This is a genomic window from Candidatus Halocynthiibacter alkanivorans, from assembly GCF_003333265.1.
GTDB classification, from domain to species: domain Bacteria; phylum Pseudomonadota; class Alphaproteobacteria; order Rhodobacterales; family Rhodobacteraceae; genus Halocyntiibacter_A; species Halocyntiibacter_A alkanivorans.
In genome coordinates this window covers 1-18,300 of sequence record NZ_QOLB01000092.1, presented here as the reverse complement: position 1 = coordinate 18,300, position 18,300 = coordinate 1, and the positions used below count along the sequence as shown (strand labels likewise).

Below are 18,300 nucleotides of genomic sequence, written 5' to 3'. Positions count from 1 at the left end.
CGTATTGAATTTGCTTCCCAGAAGTGGACATTTCCAGACTCAAAACCTCTGACATCGATCCCTGTGCAAAGGGATTTGACGTGACAATTACCGGATCAAAAGCTGGTATAGATTTGAAAACAGGCATGATTAGGTAATTGCAACGCTCAGCCCTTTAGAATTCTCTCGAGCCTCTCAATGGCCTTCGCCCCTTTCAGACTGTTCTTCCACAGCTGCTCTGTCACTTTCTGGTGCAGATGGACCGATTCTTGAGACGATGTAATGGTCGCCACACCAATGCGCACGTTCGGATAAGTTCCAAGCCGAAACGGGCTGACAGCAACTTGCGCGTGCACCCCGCTTCGAAAGATCTGAAAGCTCGCCCCGGGTGTAGCGTCTTCAACAACTCCAATCTGAACACCCATCGGCTGTTCCCTCAATAGATTGATGATGTTCTTGATTTCGTGCTTGGCGATCGCGCGCCGTTCATTAAGTGTTGCACCTGTTATACCCTGCCGGCCCACAAACCCATTGTGCGCAAATTGCTCAAGTTCCGCACTCGATACCAAGCTAACGATGTTGGGGCGGCGTTTGGTGAAGTTGGCTTTTCTTTCAAGGAGCGTAGTCAGAATCTGATGAATCTCTGGCTCCAGGCTGCGGCGGTCCACGGCACTATCGGGCACGCTTTCGCGCAGCACTTTCCCGAGGATGGCATCAAACTTGTCCGTTGTAAGCAAGTATGAGATTGGGCCGAACATCACGCTGATTTGCTCTGCCGAAGCCTCGATCTGCTTCATACGTTCAAAAAAGGTCAGCGCAGAATCGGTGTATTCTGAGCCAACACCAAAGAGTGAAGTAAGCGAAACTTCCAGCAGGTCCGCGATCTTTCCAAGCACATCGGACTTGATGGGCTTACCGGATTCGTAACGGTAGATTGCCGCTCTCGAGATCCCCGTTTTCTCCGCGACTTCGTCGGGGGTCAGCCCCTTGCCGATTCGATAAGAGCGCAAGCGCTCGCCAACCAGAAGAATTGTTTGGTATTGTGTAGACATGCCTGCTTCGATCCCGTTGATTTGAGACACTCTATCAACAAACGGCCCTAATCGCAATTTTTAGATTGCCTCGCCGCCCCGTCTCAAAAGTGAGACTTTTCTTGACAGTGATACTGCAGCGGGCTAAAATTCAGCATCATCAATGGGAGGACACCATGACTGAAACTGCAAATCCACTTTGGAGACGAACTGTTCTCGCGCTATCCGTCGGCGCATTTATACTCGGGGCTGTCCCCGCGATGGCTCAGGAATTCGTGGCGCGGGTCGGACACCTCGAGTCGCCACAGCAGAGCCGCCATATTTATCTGGAAAGGGTTGCCGCTCTTGTTTCGGAACGGACTGGCGGTAGTGTTGAATTTCAGATTTTCCCACAGGGTCAACTCGGAAATCAGCGCCAGATGACCGAAGGTGTCCAACTGGGTACTATTCAGGCAACGGTTTCTCCGGCTGCATTTCTGGGTGGTTTCAATCCGACCGTTTCCGTGCTGGATATCCCCTACCTGATGCCAGCGGACAATGCCGAGGCCCAGGCCCTTCGTGAGGGCCCTTTCGGCAAGGCTTTGCTGGACTCTTTCTCCGCCAGAGGTGTTGTTGGCGTTGCCTGGTGGCCGAACGGGAAGAAAAATTTTACTTCGAACAAGTCTCTGGATGACATCTCTGCATTTGAGGATCAGAAATTCCGCGTGATGGATTCAAGGATTCTGATCGAGCAATTCAACGCGCTTGGCGCTTCGGCAATCGCATTGTCTTTTGGCGAGCTTTATACCTCGCTGCAAACCGGCGTTGTCGACGGCCAGGAAAACCCGCTTGATACCATTCAGCGCATGAAGTTTTTCGAGGTGCAGGACTATCTTGTGATCTCAGAGCACGGCGCCATGGAAGATGTCGCTCTGTTCAACCCGGCTTGGTGGAATAGCCTCCCTCAAGAATATCGGGACGTGATTACCCAAGCCTTTGCCGAAGTTGTTCCCGGTTTGATGGAGCACAAAGCTGAAGCGGTTCAGGCAGCCTTTGATGTCATTTCCCAAAGCGACATCAACATTCGTGTGGCCTCACAAGAGGAACGCGCAGCGTTCCGCGATTTGATGTTCGAGCCGTCAGTAGCCGCATATGTCGAACGTGCTGGCGACGCTGGCAGGGGCCTGATGGACCTCTATTCGGGCAACTAAGCCTGTCGTAAAATTTGAGTCAGATCCGTTCCGCGGGCCTGACCAGAAAAGAGACGTAAGTGGTCAGCACTTGGTGCCACAAATGGTGGAAAGCATGAAACTTCTGAATTATCTCCGGTTCGTTGAGCGAACATTTTTGGTCTCGGTCTTTCTGACAATGGTTGCCTTGTTCTTTTGGGGTGTTGTCGCAAGAGAGATCGGCGGAACCTTCGCCAGCCGCTTCGCATGGATCGAGGAAGCTGTGCGCCTCATGAACGTTTTCCTGGTGTTCATTGCGCTTGGCCTGGCTCTCGAACGCGGGCGGCATGTGGGTATTGACACTTTGCGTGACAGGCTTCCGGAGAGGCTGCGCAATGGCCTTCTTAAGTTCATTGACGCCGTGGGCTGTGCTTTCTCTCTCTACCTGGTTGTGCTCGGCTACAGCCTTGTCAATTTTGTTCTGATGACCGGGCAACGCAGTCCGACTCTCGATATCCCGATGGGATGGGTTTACCTGGCGCCGGTCATGGGTTTTGGCCTCCTGGCCTTGCGGTTCGCGCTCAGCTTTTTCGGCGTTATCGATCGTTTCTCCGTATCGGAAGAAGCTGAAGCGGAGACTCACTGATGTTTATTCTTATTATCCTGCTCGCCGTTGTTCTGCTCCTCTCTGGTTTTGAGATGTTTCTGGTGCTGGGCCTTCCGGCGCTGGCGACCAAAGAGGTTTTTTATGGCAGCATACCGGACCCTGCGGTTGTTCAGAAAATCTTTGGCGGTATCGACCATACGACACTGTTGGCCATTCCGTTCTTCATCTTTGCAGCCCATCTTATGGGATCGGGGCAAATCGCAAAGAGCCTGACGGGGCTGGTGCGCGCTCTGATCGGCCATACCCGCGGAGGTATGGGACATACAGTGATCGGCGGGTCGATGGCCTTTGGCTCGGTCTCAGGATCGGCACCGGCGACAGTGGCTGCGATGGGCAAGATGGTCTATCCGGAGATGCGCAAATCCGGGTTTAGCCAGAAATTCAGCCTTGGCTTGCTGGTGGCGAGCGCCGAAACCGCCTTGCTCATTCCACCCTCGATTACATTCATCATCTACGGATGGATGACCGGCACCTCGATCGCGCGGCTCTTTGCCGGCGGACTTGCCGTTGGCGTCTTCCTTGGTCTGGCATTTGCTTTGATGGTGATCATCGAAGCCCGCCGCAAAGGGATCGAACCGGGCCAGCGGTCGACATGGGGAGAACGTCTGCAGGCGATCAGGGCTGCGGCCTGGGCCCTGGGGATGCCCGGAATCATTCTCGGCGGGATCTATTCTGGCCTCATCACTCCGACGGAAGCCGCGGCTGTCAGCGTTGTCTACGCGATTATTGTCGAGATGGTGATCTATCGTAACTTCAGCTTCCGGGATCTGTTCCGCATCACCGAGCAAAGCGCGATTACGACGTCTGTCATCTTCATACTCCTGGCCATGGGCGGACTTATCTCATTTTTCGTGACCCTTGCGCAGGTTCCAACGCAGATCAGCGACTTTCTGGCAGCAATCGATGCGGGTCCGATCACCTTCCTGCTGGTCGTCAATGTCTGTTTCCTGATCGCGGGTATGTTCATTGATCCGAACTCGGCGCTGCTGATCCTTGTGCCGCCTCTCTATCCGGTGGCAACCGCACTTGGTATCGATCCGGTGCATTTTGGGATGATCGTTACGCTGAACATCAGTCTGGGCATGATCACGCCCCCATTCGGACTGGATATCTTTGTGGCCTCTTCGACGCTTGGTAAACCTGTCCTCGACATCATCAAGGGAGTCTGGCCCTTCGTCGCCGTCAACATCATCGTGCTGTTGATTGTGACCTATGTACCGGAAATCTCAACTTTTATTCCGAAACTCATCTTCGGTTAAGAAAGGGAATCCAATGGAACTTAAACAACGTAACGCCGAAGCAGGAACTTCGGCGAACGGGAGAGCTTTCGAAGCTGAAACCCGGGTCAAAAGCAACAGGGAAGTAAATGGTGAATACCGTCAGCTTATCCTCGATGCCCCGCAGAAAATTCTTGACTGCCAGCCAGGCCAGTTCTTTCACCTGCTCTGCCCGGTAACGTCGAAACACCAACCTTATTTGCGTCGTCCGATGAGCATCTACGGTTACTTTCCGGAAAAGGGCGAACTGCACTTTCTCTACAAAGTAACCGGTGAAGGCACGCAGGCCCTGGCAGAGTTGAATGAGGGTGACACACTTAACGTGCTTGGTCCGCTCGGTGTCGGGTACACCATCCGGGACGATTGGAACAACATTCTGCTTCTCGCCCGTGGGGTTGGTCTTGCGACCCTTGCCCCACTTGCACATGAAGCCCGCCGGCTGGGTCGTAAGCTGACCGCCATCTGCTCTGCCCGCAACCCGGACGTCCTGATGTCCATCGACCTTTTCACAGAGATGGGCGCCGAGGTGATTACGGTGACAGACACCGAGGGAACCTCGGACCTGGAAAATGTCGCGTCAATCATCAGGACCAAGATCGCCAATGGCGAGGTGGACGCGCTTTATACCTGCGGTTCCAACCGTATGCTGAAGTTGCTTCAGGACGTCGGCGCCGAATACGGCATTCCCGGTGAAATTGCGCTGGAACAGCAGATGGCCTGCGGCGTCGGCATGTGCCAATGCTGCGTCCGCTCCTTCCGTCGCAGCGGAAAAATCACTCACGAACGTGTCTGCCGCGAAGGCCCGGTGTTTGATATTCAGGAGGCCATGGGATGGTAAATCTAACGACGAAAATCGGAGCGCTGACCCTCAGAAACCCGATCATGCCGGCATCCGGCACCTTCTCCGAAGATCTCGCCGATGTCATCGACCTGAGCGTTCTTGGAGCGCATGTCACCAAGACGGTTACCCGGGAAAAGCGCGGCGGCAACCCGACGCCACGGGTATGCGAAGTGCGCGGCTCGATGCTGAACTCCATTGGCATCCCGTCGAAAGGGATCGATCATTTCATTCAGAACGTGATCCCGTTCTATAAGGCATATGATGTGCCGCTGATCGTCAGTATCTCGGCACACAATATTGATGATTTCGCACGGATCTGCGAAGAAATTTCGGTGCCGGGCGTCGATGTGATCGAGGTGAATATCTCGTGCCCGAATATCGAAGAGGACGGCAAAGCCTTCGCCATGCGGCCATCCTCTACCCACAAAGTGATGACCAAATTGCGGGCGGTATCCGATCTTCCGCTGTGGGCCAAGCTGACGCCGAATACCGGCGAGACCACCGAAGTCGCCCAGGCTGCGCAGGACGCAGGTGCAGATGCCCTGGTGGTGTCGAACACACTCCTGTCAATGGCCATCGACATCCATTCTCGCAAGCCCAAACTCGGCAACCTGATGGGCGGGCTGTCGGGGCCGTCGCTCAAACCGATTGCTTTGCGCATGGCCTATCAATGCGCAAAGGCAGTGGACATTCCGGTCATCGGTTGCGGCGGAATATCGACGGTTGAAGACGTTGTCGAATATCTTATCGCGGGTGCCACCGCCGTTCAGGTTGGCACAGCGACCTTCATCAACCCGACGACAATGGTGACGCTTATCAGCAATTTGGAGCGATTTCTCGAATCCCAGAATATCAGCAATGTCCGTGAACTGATCGGCACTGTGCGTGATAACGACGCCGCAGACTCCGTCGTCTTCATGGAGGCTGCGCCGTGACACAGGCTGCAACGATCTCGGGCGATGCGGTGGAACACCGTCGGGCGGAGGAGGTTTTTGCCGCGATTGCAAAGATGAGCCAGGACAAGGCCGGAGTCAGTCGCCCCGCCTTTTCCGTGACCGAAACAGCAACGCTGCACTATCTCGAAGATGTTGCGGTGCAGGCGGGGCTGGCGACATCCTATGATGCGGGACAGAACCTGGTCATGTCCCTGCCCGAAGACGCCCAAGCCGAAAAGTTCGTTCTGGTTGGCAGCCATGTCGACAGCGTTCCAATGGGTGGCAATTTCGATGGCCTTGCCGGTGTTGTTGCCGGTCTCATTTGCCTTGTCCGGGCCCGGACGCGCGGTGCGTGTTTTGCCCGGCCGGTGAAGGTGATCGCTATGCGGGGCGAGGAAAGTGCCTGGTTCGGGCCCTGCTACATCGCCTCCAAAGCGCTGATGGGCGTGCTTGGTGAAGCCGAGCGGAATTCGCTGCACAAGGGAGATGGGCGCAGCCTGGACGATCATATGAAAAGCGTCGGTATCGATATGGCGTCGGTCCGCGCTGGCAAGCCACTGGTGAATACCGACGATATCCTCGAATATATCGAGTTGCACATTGAGCAAGGTCCGCTGTTGATCGGAAAAGACCTGCCCGCCGCCGTGGTCTCAGGCATCCGCGGAAATTTCCGTCACAATGCCATTAACTGCATTGGCGAGCCGGGCCACTCCGGTGCCGTTCCACGCGCTTTTCGCAAGGATCCCGTGCTGGCCATGGCCGATCTCCTCAGTCGTCTGGACGAAGCCTGGCTGTCCATCCTGCAAAAAGGCGGCGATCTGGTGATGACCTCGGGCGTCGTTCATACCGACGCCGAAAAGAACGCGTTGTCCCGGATCCCCGATCACGTCGACTTCAGCCTCGATATCCGCAGCCAAAGCCAGGAAACGCTGGATGGGATGCGGCAGATGCTGACCGATGAAATGGCGCAGATTTCGCGTGATAGGAAAGTCGAATTCGAACTCGATGGCGTCAATGTCACCGCACCGGCCCTGATGAGCGAGACGGTCGTAACCGGGCTTAAAACAGCAATGGAACGCCTCGGGCTGGAGCCAATGGTGATGGCCTCCGGCGGCGGGCACGATGCAGCGGTTTTCGCCAATGCGGGCGTTCCCAGCGCGATGGTGTTCGTGCGAAACCGCAACGGGTCCCACAATCCGGATGAAGCGATGGAAATCGACGATTTCCTTGTGGGCACATCGATCATTTACGAGCATCTCATGGGAGAACAAGACCGTGAAGAATGAACTGATCCTCACCCGCCCGGACGACATGCACCTGCATTTGAGGGACGGCGACATACTGGCAGCCGTAGCATCATATTCCAGCCGCGATTTCGGTCGGGCAATCATTATGCCGAACCTTGTTCCACCGGTAACGACAGTGAATGCTGCCCTGGCCTATCGCGACCGGGTGATGGCTGTCGTGCCGGCCACGGACGATTTCACCCCTATGATGACGCTTTATCTGACCGAGGCAACCAACCCGGAAGAGATAGCGCGCGGATTTGCTTCGGGCGCGGTCAAGGCGGTCAAACTGTACCCGGCGGGTGCAACGACCAATTCCGAAGGCGGTGTGCGGGATATCAAGAAAGTCATGCCGGTTCTCGAAAAAATGGCTGAGATCGGGATGCCATTGTTGGTTCACGGCGAAGTGACAGACCCGGAAATCGACATCTTCGACCGGGAGGCCGTGTTTATCGACCGGGTGCTCGATCCGGTTCGCCGCGCTTTACCCGAATTGCGCGTGGTCATGGAACATGTGACAACGAAGAATGGCGTCGACTATGTAAAATCTGCTGATCGCGGGCTGGTGGCGACGCTGACCACGCATCACCTGATCCTGAACCGGAACGCCATCCTCGCGGGGGGTATTCGGCCGCACTACTACTGTTTGCCGGTCCTGAAGCGCGAAAAACACCGTCTGGCGTTGCGCGCGGCCGCGGTTTCAGCTGACCCCCGGTTCTTTCTGGGCACCGATTCCGCGCCGCATCCGATATTTGCGAAAGAGTCGCCTTGCGGTTGTGCCGGGATGTTCACCTCGATCAACACGATGCCCATTCTGGCAACGGTCTTCGAGCAAGAAGGCAAGCTCGGTCAACTTGAAACGTTTACGTCGCTGAATGGCGCCGCTTTCTACGGAATTGCACCAAATTCCGCGAAGATCCGTCTTGTCAAAAGAACCAGGCCGCAGATTTGGCCAAACCGGATATCAGCAGGACCCGACGAGATCATGGTATTCGACCCTGGTTTCCCGGTTTTCTGGGATCTCGACAGACACAAGCGTCCAGCCACTCTGCAAAAGGAAGCGACGTCATGAAGACACATGATTTTCCCAGCCGCGAAGTTATCGCGCATATGACAGCAAAGATGTTGTTGGAGATCAACGCCGTCCATTTCCAACCCGATCAGCCGTTCATGTTCACCTCGGGACTGGCGAGCCCCGTTTATATCGATTGCCGGAAAGTCATTTCTTACCCCCGTGTGCGCGAGGCAATGATGAGTTTTGCCGTCTCTGTCCTGTTGCGCGAAGTGGGGTTCGAGCAATTCGACGCGGTGGCGGGGGGCGAAACGGCGGGCATTCCTTTTGCTGCGTGGCTCGCTGCCGATCTCGGGTTGCCGATGCAATATGTGCGTAAGAAACCCAAAGGTTACGCGCGCGACGCACAGATTGAAGGCGTCATTGAGGATGGCCAGCGTGTGCTGCTGGTAGAAGATCTGACCACCGACGGCGGTAGCAAAATCAAGTTTTGCGAGGCGTTGCGTCGCGCCGGTGCCCGTGTAGATCACACGATCATGATCTTTTTTTACGATATTTTCCCAGAGACGCGCTCAATGCTCAAGGAACACAATCTGACGCTGCACGCGCTGGCCACATGGCGCGATATTCTGCAGGTCAGCAAAGAAGCCAACTATTTTGATCCGGCGACGCTGGCTGAGGTTGAACGTTTTCTAAACGAACCGCTCAAATGGTCCGGCGACAATGGCGGAGCCACTTCGCTTTCTTTTTAAGGAGAAAACTATGTTCACAGAACTTGTCAAAACACTCGAAAAAAACGGCAAAGGTATCCATGCGTATCGAAAGTGCGCTGACAGGGCACGGGAACTTGCAATGTCCTCGCCTGATCTTGCTGTCTCTTATTTTCTTCTGGCTGCTATGGCTGAGGATTTCGTTGAATTCAACGAACGCATGGCAACGACCACAATTCAGAGCAACGCTGTTTTTGAACGTTTTGCCGGCAATGCGGCGCTGCTGGAAGACGCCTTCGGAGACGGCGATCCAGGCAAGATGCTGACCGTGCTGAATCGCATCGCGTCGGAATTGGCCAAACGCGGCGCACAATTCACCTGACAAAGCGGCGAAAGTATCATGAAAACCCGTTTGGAATTCGATTCCATTGGCGCCATGAACGTGCCGAAAAATGCTTATTTCGGCGTGCACACTGTACGCGCGGTTGAAAACTTCCCGATTACCGGGGTCAAACTAAACCATCTCCCCGATTTCATTCGCGCTCTTGCAATGGTGAAGCGCGCAGCTGCGAAGGCAAATGCCGAACTTGGCAGCATCGATCAGGAACGCGCAGACTGGATTGCAGCAGCCTGTCAGGACCTGATTGACGGCCAGTATCACGATACCTTTGTCGTGGATATGGGAGGGGAATTGACCGTGCACTGCGCGGCCAAAGAATTACTACTGTGCAGGGTTTACGCGAACCAGCTTTGGCGTATGCAACTGACACCTTGCAAAGCAATCGACAGCAGCGGTTGGTTTTACTTATGGCATGTAATGCTTCGCCACATTCGGCATTCAAACGGGTCAGTGATTGAAAAAAATGTGTGACCGGTCCCGCACACACAGTATCTGAAGCCTGAAAAATTGATTGGCAGGCACCTTCCGCGAATATTGACCGTGCAATTTTTCGTTGTTCAGATGCCATTTGCTCCGGTAACATTCAATGTTCTGAAAAAACCAAATTGTGGCGGCGGGGAAGCAGACGGATTGCATAAGATAATAGCGGAAATCGCACGGCGGACAGCTGCGCAGCCCGAAAAAACTGCCATAATTGATGGCGACAGACAGCTTTCTTTTGCACAGCTTGAAATGTGGAGTGATGCGGTAGCGTTGAAACTGCTGAGCCGAGGGGCAGTTTCAGATCATCCTGTCGCTTACACAGGTACCAACGGCATTTCGCTGGTCGTGGCATTCCTTGCGTGTGCAAAAGCTGGCCTGGGTTTCCTTCCGGTCAACCAAAAATTCCCACAACCATTGTGTGCCGATTTGTTCGCGTTGGCGGGGGTGAAAATTTGTCTTTCGGATCTTCCCTTTGGCACTCAGGATTCAACAATCCAGTGCATTGACTTGCCTCCGCTTGCGAAACAATACCCTCAAAAACGCCTGGTAAAGTGGCCTGAAAGCAACCAACACAATGTCGCTTTGCTACACTGTAGTTCGGGCTCCACGGGTCGGCCCAAAATCATTCCACACACACGCGAAGCGACCGAACACTACAGCTGGGTCCACCGCGATGAGTACCGGCTGACATCAGAGGATATCGTGGGTCATACCGGTGTCTTTTGGCTTGAATCAGTGCTTGCCTCACTTTCCGCTGGCGCAACACTTTCATGTGTTGACGCTTCAACGCAGGGCGCCGCGCAGCTGTTTGACTGGCTTAACAAGGACGAAATTTCGGTTCTTCCGACATATCCAGCCCTGTTCAGACTGATGTCACATGGGCAAGGAAAATTTCCACACCTGAGGCTACTGGTTTTGTCAGGTGAGTCCCTCAGCCAAAGCGACGTGAGAACGTTCGAGGACAGAACGCTTGCCGGAACCGTAGTGCTAAATTGCTATGCCTCAATGGAAATGGTGTGGGTCACCAGCTATCGCCATAAAAATGGCGACAGATTGCCTGCTCGCTCCCTTCCAATAGGAAAACCAGTTCACCCCGGAAGTCTCTTTTTGAAAGGTCCCAATGGTCGGGACGTTCGCCCCGGTGAAATCGGGGAATTTGTAATTCGTTCGATATTGTTGCCATCACGCTATGTTGGTGATCCGGCCCGTACGAATTTGTCCTTTCAGAATGAACACGACGGCGCACGCTCATTTTCAACCGGGGACATGGGGTATATCGACGAAAACGGTGACTTGCACTGCATCGGTCGCAAAGATGAACAGCTTAAGATCCGCGGGTTTAATGTGCAGCCAGCGGACGTGGAAATGGAGCTGCAGCAGCACTCCGGAATTTCAGAATGCGCCGTGGTCGTGTCCGAATGCGAGCGAAATATTCCAAGGTTGTGTTGTTACTATGTCGGTAGCGCTTCGGAAAGTGAACTTCAGGCGCACCTGGGCAAGAGACTGCCGAATTACATGATTCCACAGTATTTTGTGCGAACGGACGCCTTGCCCAAAACCGCGTCAGGAAAAATCCGCAGAAACGAATTGCGCTTACGAAGACAGGTCGGTGCCCCGGTCGTGGCTGCGGCGAATTCCCGGCAAGAAGAACAGTTAGCAGAAATTTGGCAGCGCGTTTTGGGCCATGCAAGGTTCGGGGCGGAAGACAATTTTTTTGATGTCGGCGGGGATTCTCTGCAGGCGATGGAGATGCTTCTTGATTTTGAAGAGCTGTCCGGCAAGCGGTTAACCCTCGACGCGCTGATCCTCTCTGGCGCAACACTCCGCGCGTTGTGCGATGCGTCCAGAGTGGGAACCGGCAGGCGGTTGCGGAGCCTCAGGCCAGGCCAGAAGCAGCCGCCAATATATGCAATCCATGTCTATGACGGCAGTGTGTCGGACTATTTTGAACTGGCGCAGTCTTTTGGCAATGGCACCGGTGTTGTGGGTTTGACCGCCGATTACACAGGCAGGTCCCGCGCATTTTCAATTGAAGAAAAGGCCAGGGAAGCCATCAAGCACCTGCCCAACGCAAAAGAGCGTGTATTGTTGGGCTATAGCTATGGCGCTGCGGTTGCGCTGGAAATCGCCCGACTTTCACCTGAAACAAAAACCAGCCTGATCCTGATTGATCCATATACTACATTTGACCGGAGCTGGTTTAGGAGACGCGCCAGCTATGGCGTAAGAACGCTGAAAACTTACATGAAAAGACCGCCCACACTGGGCAACGAACACGCCTTTCCGGGGGATCAGTTGTTTGAACCGCTGCCGTTGAATTTGGAACGGTTTGCTCTGTTTTACGGTGATGAATTCCCACTGCCGGCGCTTCAAAAATGGCAGGAAATGTTTGGGGAAAGGCTGGATGTTTTCAGGCACCCGGGGGATCACGCATCCATGATACGCAACGCAAACGCTATGCAAATGGCTGATCGGATGACCAGATGGCTTACTACAGAAAGTGAAACACGAGAACAATTTGCTGATCAGTAGAACTCGGAGCCGCCGGGGCCATTCGCACGCCAGGGCGGAGCCTTCGAGCCAGTAGTGATCAATGCTGCCGCCGCAGAATTTTGTCAGAATGGGCCGGGCTTGTCACTTCCGACTGAGTGGTGGACGACTGCTTTGTCCTGCGCTGCAGACGTTCGTTCAAGTTGCAGTGAAGGACCGCTCTCCGCCGCTCCTGTCGGATGCGGCACTCCGCTCGAAGGTTGTGGATAAACACTTCGCAGTCTTCCGGCGCGCCCAAATTGTTGCTGCCCATCTGTTCATCCCTGCCTCACCTCCACGGTCTCGAACTCATGCAACACGGTATATTCACCAACGCTCCAGGCCGCTCCATCTATCGTAAGTAGTGCGAAGCGCAACTGAAACGCCTTGCATGGTCTTGTTTTGCTAGCGGGCCTTTTCACTTGGGGAATCGCGGTTAAGGTTCGGCGGCCAAACCAAAACCCCCGCCGCCAATTGGTTACGGGGGTTCCGAATTTTGTCAAAACAACAGAATGATTTACGTCATCCTTCGCGCTCCAATTTCTTACGCGCCAATTTACGGGCACGACGGATCGCTTCAGCTTTGTTGCGCGCTTTTTTCTCGGACGGTTTCTCGAAATGTTGCTTGAGCTTCATTTCACGGAACACGCCTTCGCGCTGCAGCTTTTTCTTCAAAGCCCGAAGGGCTTGATCGACATTGTTGTCACGAACACTAACTTGCATGTGGTTTTCACCACCTTTCTACGATAAATTTGCAATGACTTGCAGGAACCCTGCCCGCTATCAAGGTGATATTGCTTTGTCGAGTCTGCTGTGATGCGAAATGGAGCAGCGCCACCTATTCGCTGGGACATAGCATTGCGCGAATGGCTGCACCATATACTTCGCACACCTTGGTGCTCAATTCAGCGTTGGTCATATTGGGTTCTATGCTAATCGTCGCAGTGCAGAAGGGAAATACGCTGTGGCCGCCTGTTGAATGTCCGCTTGTGTGGTTCGCGCCGACCAGGTTCGCGAATGCAACGAACTTCCGCTTTTCTCGCTTCGCGCCGAAACGTATCTAGTGCAGCAATCCGACCACGTCCCCTCGACCATAACCGAACCTTCGAACAGCCTGCAGCGAACGGCTGGGCTGAGCCCAATTTGACCGTTTTCCGCAATGCAACTAATGCCCGCTTTGCGGCTAATCCCTTATGTTCACCTCAAACTATCCGCAATGTCTCTAACGTGCTCGATGAACGCCCGTTTTTTGGCGGTCGCGCCCCGACGGCTTGGGTAAATTGCGGAAAGGGTCGCGCTGGAGCCACTCCAATCCGGCAAAACTGCAGAGAGCCAGTCAGACCTGCACTCTGTGTGTACTGCATACTTGGGCAGCATCGCGATTCCTCCGCCTGAGACGGCTAAGTTTCGAAGTGTCAGGAAGTCATTGACGATCACAGCGCCTGGAGCCTTGAACTCTACCAATTCTGCGCCACGCTTCAGTTTCCAGCGCGAGGTTCTGATACCACTGCCCATAATCAGGCAGCGGTGTTCCTTCAGGTCCCTGGGAGACTTAGGCGCGTCTTTTCTGCGCAGGTATTCTGGACTGGCATAGAGGCTAAGCGGAAATGTCCCTATCGCTTGAGACATCATCGTTGAATCCTGATTTTCACCAATGCGGAATGCGAGGTCAAAGCCATCCTCGATAAGATTGGCGCGTGCATTTGTTAGCTCCAGGATCACCTGAACTTTCGGATATTGCTCAGCATATGCGGCGATTGCGGGTGCCATGATCTGTTGTCCAACCAGCACCGAGGCCGAAACCCGCAATTCTCCCGAAGGCTCTGCCAGGCTCGTATCGACGATGGCGTCTGCCGCATTCGCCTCCTCAACCATCAACCGACAACAGTCTGCATAGCACACACCAATCGACGTAAGTTTGCCGCTGCGCGTGTTGCGTTCCATCAACTGAACACCCAGCCTATCTTCTAGCCGCGCCAGTCGGCGACTTACGTTTGACTTAGGCAGTCGCATCTTGTCTGCAGCGCCAGTGATGCTGCCTGCTTGTGCGATGGCGGCAAATATCGCCAGATCGTTGAGGTCTCTGTGTTCCATATTTAGAACTCTGTTTTGATATACTGCATGATTGATCCATTTAAGGAACAGTCGCATATTCTCATCAAGCAAGGCAACATGCTTGATTGGAAACGATATGGCCCAACAAAATCTGGAAATTCTGCACCGCGATGCACTCACCAAAGGCGGCTTCCCCGGATTGAAAGAGCATCGTCTGGTGACCGGCAAGAAGCTCTGGGGTGATCGCGCCAACCCGGATGCCTGGGATGGCATCGGCAACTTTGCCTATTTGGCTGATGCACAGTTCGCCCCAAAAGGCGTAACGACCATGCATCCCCATAAAGAGATCGATGTGATCTCGGTCATGGTTGAGGGCCGTATCGCCCATCAAGGCTCACTGGAACATGGCGGATGGCTCAACACCAATGACGCGCAAGTCCAACGCGCAGGTGGTGAAGGGTTCAGGCATAACGAGGTAAATCCGGACGATAAGGAAAACCGGATGCTGCAACTTTGGGTTTTGCCGGAAGTGAAAGGCGCGCCAGCGGGTTGCAAGAAGTTCAGCCTCGCGTGGGGCGAGACAACCCGAATCTATGGCGGCACGACCGAAGACACCCAATCGTTCGCCGCTCAGACCACGATTGACGTTGCCATGCTCACAGCAGACCAAAGCGTTGAACTGACCGCTCCGTATTTGGCTTATGTCGCCAAGGGTGACGGGCAGCTTGACGGCACGGTTCTGACTGGCGTGAAACTGATCAGAGGCACCGATGGCATATTCAAAGCCACAACAGACGTTCAACTCATACTTATCGGCACGCTTGCGTTGCGGTCCAACCCGCCAAGAAAGGCCCCCCCATGTCTGACAAATCTGCAGAATTCCTGAGCCCGGATAACGCAGTTCTGGCAATGATCGATCACCAAACCGGCCTGCTGGCCAGTGTTCGCGACATCCTGCCCGAAACCCTGCGCAAGAACATCAACGGTCTGACCAACATGGCAAAAACCGCAGGCATTCCATCGGTTGTAACAGCGTCCATGCCCGAAGGTCCCAATGGCCCGGTTTCTTCCGATATCACCAATGTACTTGGCAATGAAGTTATAAACCGTGCGGGCGAAATCAACGCCTGGAATTCACCCGAATTCAAAGCGGCCATCGAAGCGACGGGCCGCAAAAAGATCATCATGGCGGGGATCGTCACCGATGTCTGTCTACTGTTCCCGGCACTCTCCGCAGTTGCAGAGGGCTACGACGTCTATGCGGTCATTGATGCCTCTGGAACCTGGGATGAAGTGACCCGCGACGCGGCCATGCTGCGGATGAACCAGGCAGGCGTAAAGGTCACGACCTGGGCGTCAGTTCTGGCCGAGGTCATGAATGACTGGCGCTCTGAGCAAGGTTACCCGCTTGGCGGCGTGCTGGGCGGACACACGGCCTATGGCCTGGTTTATGAGAGTTACCTTTCGCAACAGCCAAAGCCACAAGCTGCTGAATAACGGCGTTATCCCCGGTGGCCCTGCCGCCGGGGTACCAAATTAGGAGACGATACGATGGCAGGCAGATTGATTGACGGCGTATGGACGCGCGAAGGCGATATCCTGGCGTCCGAGGACGGACATTATCACCGTCAGGAAACCGACTTCCGCGACTGGATTTCACAAGAACCCGGAGCAAAATTTGCGCCCGAAGTTGGCCGCTATCATCTCTTCGTCAGTTATGCCTGCCCGTGGGCTCACCGGACTTTGATCATGCGCAGCCTGAAGGGCCTGGAAGATACAATTTCTGTCTCTGCTGTAAACCCCATCGTCAATGAAGACGGTTGGGAGTTCACCGGTGCCGATGGCGCGTTTCCAGACCATTTGTCGGGCAAAAACTACTTGCATGAAATCTACGCCTTGGCCGACCCCAACTATACGGGCCGCGTTAGTGTGCCAGTGCTTTGGGACAAAAAGTTAAACACCATTGTCAGCAACGAGTCTGCCGAGATTACGCGGATGTTGAACTCTGCCTTTGTAGGTGTGGCGGGCAACAATGCTGATTTTGCACCAAAGGCCCTGCTGGCAGAAATCGATGTCGTGAATGATCTCGTCTATCAAAAGATCAACAACGGTGTGTACCGCTGTGGTTTTGCCGGAACACAAGCCGCTTATGAAGAGGCTGTTGGCGATCTGTTCTCAGCCCTCGACACCGTCGAAGCGCGACTGGACAACAGCGGATATCTGGTTGGCGGACAATTGACAGAGGCTGATTTGCGCCTCTTCACAACCCTCATCCGGTTTGATCAGGTCTATGTCGCTTTGTTCAAATGCAACATTCGGCGGATCGCAGATTATCCGAATCTCTCAGCTTTGCGAAAAAAGCTCTACGAACATGCGAATGTCGCTGACACTGTGAAATTTGATCAGATTAAGACCCACTATTGGGCCAGCCTGCGTGGTGTAAACCCAAGCGGTATTGTCCCGGTTGGACCGGAACTCGTGCTATGAGCGACCCTGTTACACTTGCGGTGACCGACCATGTGCCTCTGGCAGAGAAATCCCGCTACGAAGCACTGGTCGAAGAACTGCATCAATTGTTCCAGGCACAACAAGGCTTTCTGTCCGTTGATATCGTGCGCCACAATCGCCCGCATCAGGTCGAATATACCGTGTTGTCGCGGTGGTCGGATCAGGCCGCTGCAACGCAATGGCAACAAGATACAGCCATTGAAAGAAAGCTTGCTGAAATAAAAACCGTGACCGGTGGCACCGCGCAAATTGTGGAAGCCACCGGTTTGGGGATGTGGGTTGATCATGCGCAGGGCTTGGCCCCCAAGCTTCCGCCAGTCTGGAAGCGCGTGGCTATGAGTGTTGTTGCGGTTTATCCGATGTTGATGCTCTTGATGGGCCTGAGCGCTCCGATAATTGGTGGATTGCCACAACCGATACAGGTCCTCGTAATTGTAATAGTGTTGTCTGCTCTCTTAACTTGGCCAATCATGCCATGGCTCGAAAAAGTGCTCCGCCCATGGCTTGAGGCATAAAACCTTCAGAAAGATATTTCGATGCGCCTTGACTATAACCGGCAAGAAAATCACGTGAAAAAGCGGAAAAAACTCCCTGAATCTGTTCAAAAGACGTTATTGGAAAGCACGCGCTCAGAATGGCGAAAGCATCCTCGGTTTGGTGGCAAGGCGAAGTTTTTCATGAAAATTCACCGTGATCTTCTAGATGGTTCAGCCAAGTTATCGCGTGGGATCGAGCAACTTCTTGACGTTCCTGGCAGCGATGTCGGCGAAGCTGTAGCGAGAATGAAGTTCCTGCCCTTTAGCCATAACCTCATCGGGTTTGCCCATCATCATCACGAAATCGAAGATCACGGATACTTTCCGCAATTCGCGCGGATGTATCCAAAACTGAACCGCGGCTTCGCTCTTTTGGATGGAGATCATAAAGTATTGGATGCAGCGCTAGATGAAACGCAAATGGCCCTGAATGCACTTAACCGCGCAACGGTCACACGTGACAGCCTGGCTGCGTTGCACAAAGGAGGCCTGGCGCTTGAGAAAATCCTCAATCGCCATATCTGGGATGAAGAAGAGGTCATCATTCCGATATTCCTGCGGCATGGTTAAGCCAATTCTTACCCCAATGGAGATTGCAACGTCGCTTGCTTGCTGGTTTCCCTAAGCAGACCTTCAACGCGACTGCTCGAACGACAGGTTTGTCCGCACAGCAGGCATTGGTGCGACGCGCAGCGAAAGTCGGCAATCCGCCCTTCTCGTCGACTTGTGCCTGGTGCAGCAATCGGATCAATTCCCTCTGCCATCACAGTCAAGAACGGCCCTTTTGTATGTACCGGCTACTGTTCGCAAATGATTTTTCACATGTTCTCGGAAGTCGCTCATATGTATCCGGCCTGTTGATCGACACGCGGGTCGTGGCCTCATTGGGATTACGCTCGCTCC

Annotated in this window: 19 protein-coding genes; 16 read left to right on the top strand and 3 right to left on the bottom strand. The window is 54.1% G+C overall.

Going from position 1 to position 18,300, the window contains the following annotated elements; all coding sequences use genetic code 11:
- Positions 1-146: 146 nt before the first annotated feature.
- Entirely contained in the window at positions 147-1,031 is an 885-nt protein-coding gene (locus DWA01_RS11350) for a helix-turn-helix domain-containing protein (RefSeq protein WP_114285957.1), read from the bottom strand.
- A 155-nt stretch (positions 1,032-1,186) separates the two neighbouring features.
- On the opposite strand from DWA01_RS11350, the gene DWA01_RS11345 reads away from it, so the two are divergent.
- The 11 genes from DWA01_RS11345 to DWA01_RS11295 all read left to right on the top strand — a co-directional run bounded on the left by DWA01_RS11345 (position 1,187) and on the right by DWA01_RS11295 (position 12,301).
- On the top strand, positions 1,187-2,200 hold the full coding sequence (locus DWA01_RS11345; protein WP_114285956.1) for a TRAP transporter substrate-binding protein: 1,014 nt from the start codon (positions 1,187-1,189) through the stop codon (positions 2,198-2,200).
- Between the two features lie 94 nt (positions 2,201-2,294).
- A complete protein-coding gene (locus DWA01_RS11340) occupies positions 2,295-2,804 on the top strand; it encodes a TRAP transporter small permease (RefSeq protein WP_114285967.1) in 510 nt (169 codons plus the stop codon).
- Entirely contained in the window at positions 2,804-4,084 is a 1,281-nt protein-coding gene (locus DWA01_RS11335) for a TRAP transporter large permease (protein ID WP_114285955.1), read from the top strand. The genes DWA01_RS11340 and DWA01_RS11335 overlap by 1 nt, the downstream gene beginning before the upstream one ends.
- A gap of 13 nt (positions 4,085-4,097) precedes the next feature.
- Positions 4,098-4,940, top strand: coding sequence for a dihydroorotate dehydrogenase electron transfer subunit (locus tag DWA01_RS11330; RefSeq protein WP_114285954.1), 843 nt, complete (start codon positions 4,098-4,100; stop codon positions 4,938-4,940).
- Positions 4,934-5,878: a dihydroorotate dehydrogenase gene (locus tag DWA01_RS11325; protein WP_114285953.1), complete on the top strand. Its 945-nt coding sequence runs from the start codon at positions 4,934-4,936 to the stop codon at positions 5,876-5,878. The genes DWA01_RS11330 and DWA01_RS11325 overlap by 7 nt, the downstream gene beginning before the upstream one ends.
- A complete protein-coding gene (locus DWA01_RS11320; RefSeq protein ID WP_200832560.1) occupies positions 5,875-7,164 on the top strand; it encodes a Zn-dependent hydrolase in 1,290 nt (429 codons plus the stop codon). The genes DWA01_RS11325 and DWA01_RS11320 overlap by 4 nt, the downstream gene beginning before the upstream one ends.
- Entirely contained in the window at positions 7,154-8,236 is a 1,083-nt protein-coding gene (gene pyrC / locus DWA01_RS11315; RefSeq protein ID WP_200832559.1) for a dihydroorotase, read from the top strand. Before DWA01_RS11320 ends, pyrC begins: the two co-directional genes overlap by 11 nt.
- Positions 8,233-8,928: an orotate phosphoribosyltransferase gene (locus DWA01_RS11310; RefSeq protein WP_114285951.1), complete on the top strand. Its 696-nt coding sequence runs from the start codon at positions 8,233-8,235 to the stop codon at positions 8,926-8,928. Before pyrC ends, DWA01_RS11310 begins: the two co-directional genes overlap by 4 nt.
- 10 nt (positions 8,929-8,938) lie before the next feature.
- Positions 8,939-9,268 (top strand): hypothetical protein, encoded by a 330-nt coding sequence (locus DWA01_RS11305; protein ID WP_114285950.1) that lies wholly within the window; start codon positions 8,939-8,941, stop codon positions 9,266-9,268.
- Positions 9,269-9,286: 18 nt separating this feature from the next.
- Positions 9,287-9,757 carry a lyase family protein gene (locus DWA01_RS11300; protein WP_114285949.1) on the top strand — a complete coding sequence of 157 codons (471 nt, stop codon included), beginning with the start codon at positions 9,287-9,289 and terminating at the stop codon, positions 9,755-9,757.
- Between the two features lie 69 nt (positions 9,758-9,826).
- Positions 9,827-12,301 carry an AMP-binding protein gene (locus DWA01_RS11295; RefSeq protein WP_136057723.1) on the top strand — a complete coding sequence of 825 codons (2,475 nt, stop codon included), beginning with the start codon at positions 9,827-9,829 and terminating at the stop codon, positions 12,299-12,301.
- Positions 12,302-12,820: 519 nt separating this feature from the next.
- On the opposite strand, the gene rpsU is transcribed toward DWA01_RS11295, so the two are convergent.
- Together rpsU and DWA01_RS11285 are read right to left on the bottom strand one after the other, a co-directional pair.
- Entirely contained in the window at positions 12,821-13,021 is a 201-nt protein-coding gene (rpsU, locus tag DWA01_RS11290; RefSeq protein WP_083101223.1) for a 30S ribosomal protein S21, read from the bottom strand.
- Positions 13,022-13,495: 474 nt separating this feature from the next.
- Positions 13,496-14,464 carry a LysR family transcriptional regulator gene (locus DWA01_RS11285; RefSeq protein WP_136057722.1) on the bottom strand — a complete coding sequence of 323 codons (969 nt, stop codon included), beginning with the start codon at positions 14,462-14,464 and terminating at the stop codon, positions 13,496-13,498.
- Between the two features lie 25 nt (positions 14,465-14,489).
- Between DWA01_RS11285 and DWA01_RS11280 the strand changes: the two genes are divergently transcribed.
- From DWA01_RS11280 to DWA01_RS11260, 5 genes are read left to right on the top strand one after another with little or no spacing between them, the layout of a single operon-like run.
- On the top strand, positions 14,490-15,239 hold the full coding sequence (locus DWA01_RS11280; protein ID WP_114285946.1) for a pirin family protein: 750 nt from the start codon (positions 14,490-14,492) through the stop codon (positions 15,237-15,239).
- Positions 15,212-15,850, top strand: coding sequence for an isochorismatase family protein (locus tag DWA01_RS11275; RefSeq protein ID WP_114285945.1), 639 nt, complete (start codon positions 15,212-15,214; stop codon positions 15,848-15,850). The genes DWA01_RS11280 and DWA01_RS11275 overlap by 28 nt, the downstream gene beginning before the upstream one ends.
- Before the next feature lie 54 nt (positions 15,851-15,904).
- Entirely contained in the window at positions 15,905-16,840 is a 936-nt protein-coding gene (locus tag DWA01_RS11270; protein ID WP_114285944.1) for a glutathione S-transferase family protein, read from the top strand.
- Positions 16,837-17,376, top strand: coding sequence for an antibiotic biosynthesis monooxygenase (locus tag DWA01_RS11265; protein ID WP_114285943.1), 540 nt, complete (start codon positions 16,837-16,839; stop codon positions 17,374-17,376). The genes DWA01_RS11270 and DWA01_RS11265 overlap by 4 nt, the downstream gene beginning before the upstream one ends.
- A gap of 21 nt (positions 17,377-17,397) precedes the next feature.
- Positions 17,398-17,967 carry a hemerythrin domain-containing protein gene (locus DWA01_RS11260; protein ID WP_114285942.1) on the top strand — a complete coding sequence of 190 codons (570 nt, stop codon included), beginning with the start codon at positions 17,398-17,400 and terminating at the stop codon, positions 17,965-17,967.
- Positions 17,968-18,300 lie beyond the last annotated feature (333 nt).

Bases quoted from the DNA above. Each gene is read 5' to 3' on its own strand.
- DWA01_RS11270 (WP_114285944.1), top strand. From the start codon at position 15,905: ATGGCAGGCAGATTGATTGACGGCGTATGGACGCGCGAAGGCGATATC.
- DWA01_RS11335 (WP_114285955.1), top strand. From the start codon at position 2,804: ATGTTTATTCTTATTATCCTGCTCGCCGTTGTTCTGCTCCTCTCTGGT.
- DWA01_RS11350 (WP_114285957.1), bottom strand. From the start codon at position 1,031: ATGTCTACACAATACCAAACAATTCTTCTGGTTGGCGAGCGCTTGCGC.
- DWA01_RS11280 (WP_114285946.1), top strand. From the start codon at position 14,490: ATGGCCCAACAAAATCTGGAAATTCTGCACCGCGATGCACTCACCAAA.
- DWA01_RS11340 (WP_114285967.1), top strand. From the start codon at position 2,295: ATGAAACTTCTGAATTATCTCCGGTTCGTTGAGCGAACATTTTTGGTC.
- DWA01_RS11300 (WP_114285949.1), top strand. From the start codon at position 9,287: ATGAAAACCCGTTTGGAATTCGATTCCATTGGCGCCATGAACGTGCCG.
- DWA01_RS11305 (WP_114285950.1), top strand. From the start codon at position 8,939: ATGTTCACAGAACTTGTCAAAACACTCGAAAAAAACGGCAAAGGTATC.
- DWA01_RS11260 (WP_114285942.1), top strand. From the start codon at position 17,398: ATGCGCCTTGACTATAACCGGCAAGAAAATCACGTGAAAAAGCGGAAA.
- rpsU (WP_083101223.1), bottom strand. From the start codon at position 13,021: ATGCAAGTTAGTGTTCGTGACAACAATGTCGATCAAGCCCTTCGGGCT.
- DWA01_RS11330 (WP_114285954.1), top strand. From the start codon at position 4,098: ATGGAACTTAAACAACGTAACGCCGAAGCAGGAACTTCGGCGAACGGG.
- DWA01_RS11325 (WP_114285953.1), top strand. From the start codon at position 4,934: ATGGTAAATCTAACGACGAAAATCGGAGCGCTGACCCTCAGAAACCCG.
- DWA01_RS11345 (WP_114285956.1), top strand. From the start codon at position 1,187: ATGACTGAAACTGCAAATCCACTTTGGAGACGAACTGTTCTCGCGCTA.
- DWA01_RS11265 (WP_114285943.1), top strand. From the start codon at position 16,837: ATGAGCGACCCTGTTACACTTGCGGTGACCGACCATGTGCCTCTGGCA.
- DWA01_RS11310 (WP_114285951.1), top strand. From the start codon at position 8,233: ATGAAGACACATGATTTTCCCAGCCGCGAAGTTATCGCGCATATGACA.
- DWA01_RS11275 (WP_114285945.1), top strand. From the start codon at position 15,212: ATGTCTGACAAATCTGCAGAATTCCTGAGCCCGGATAACGCAGTTCTG.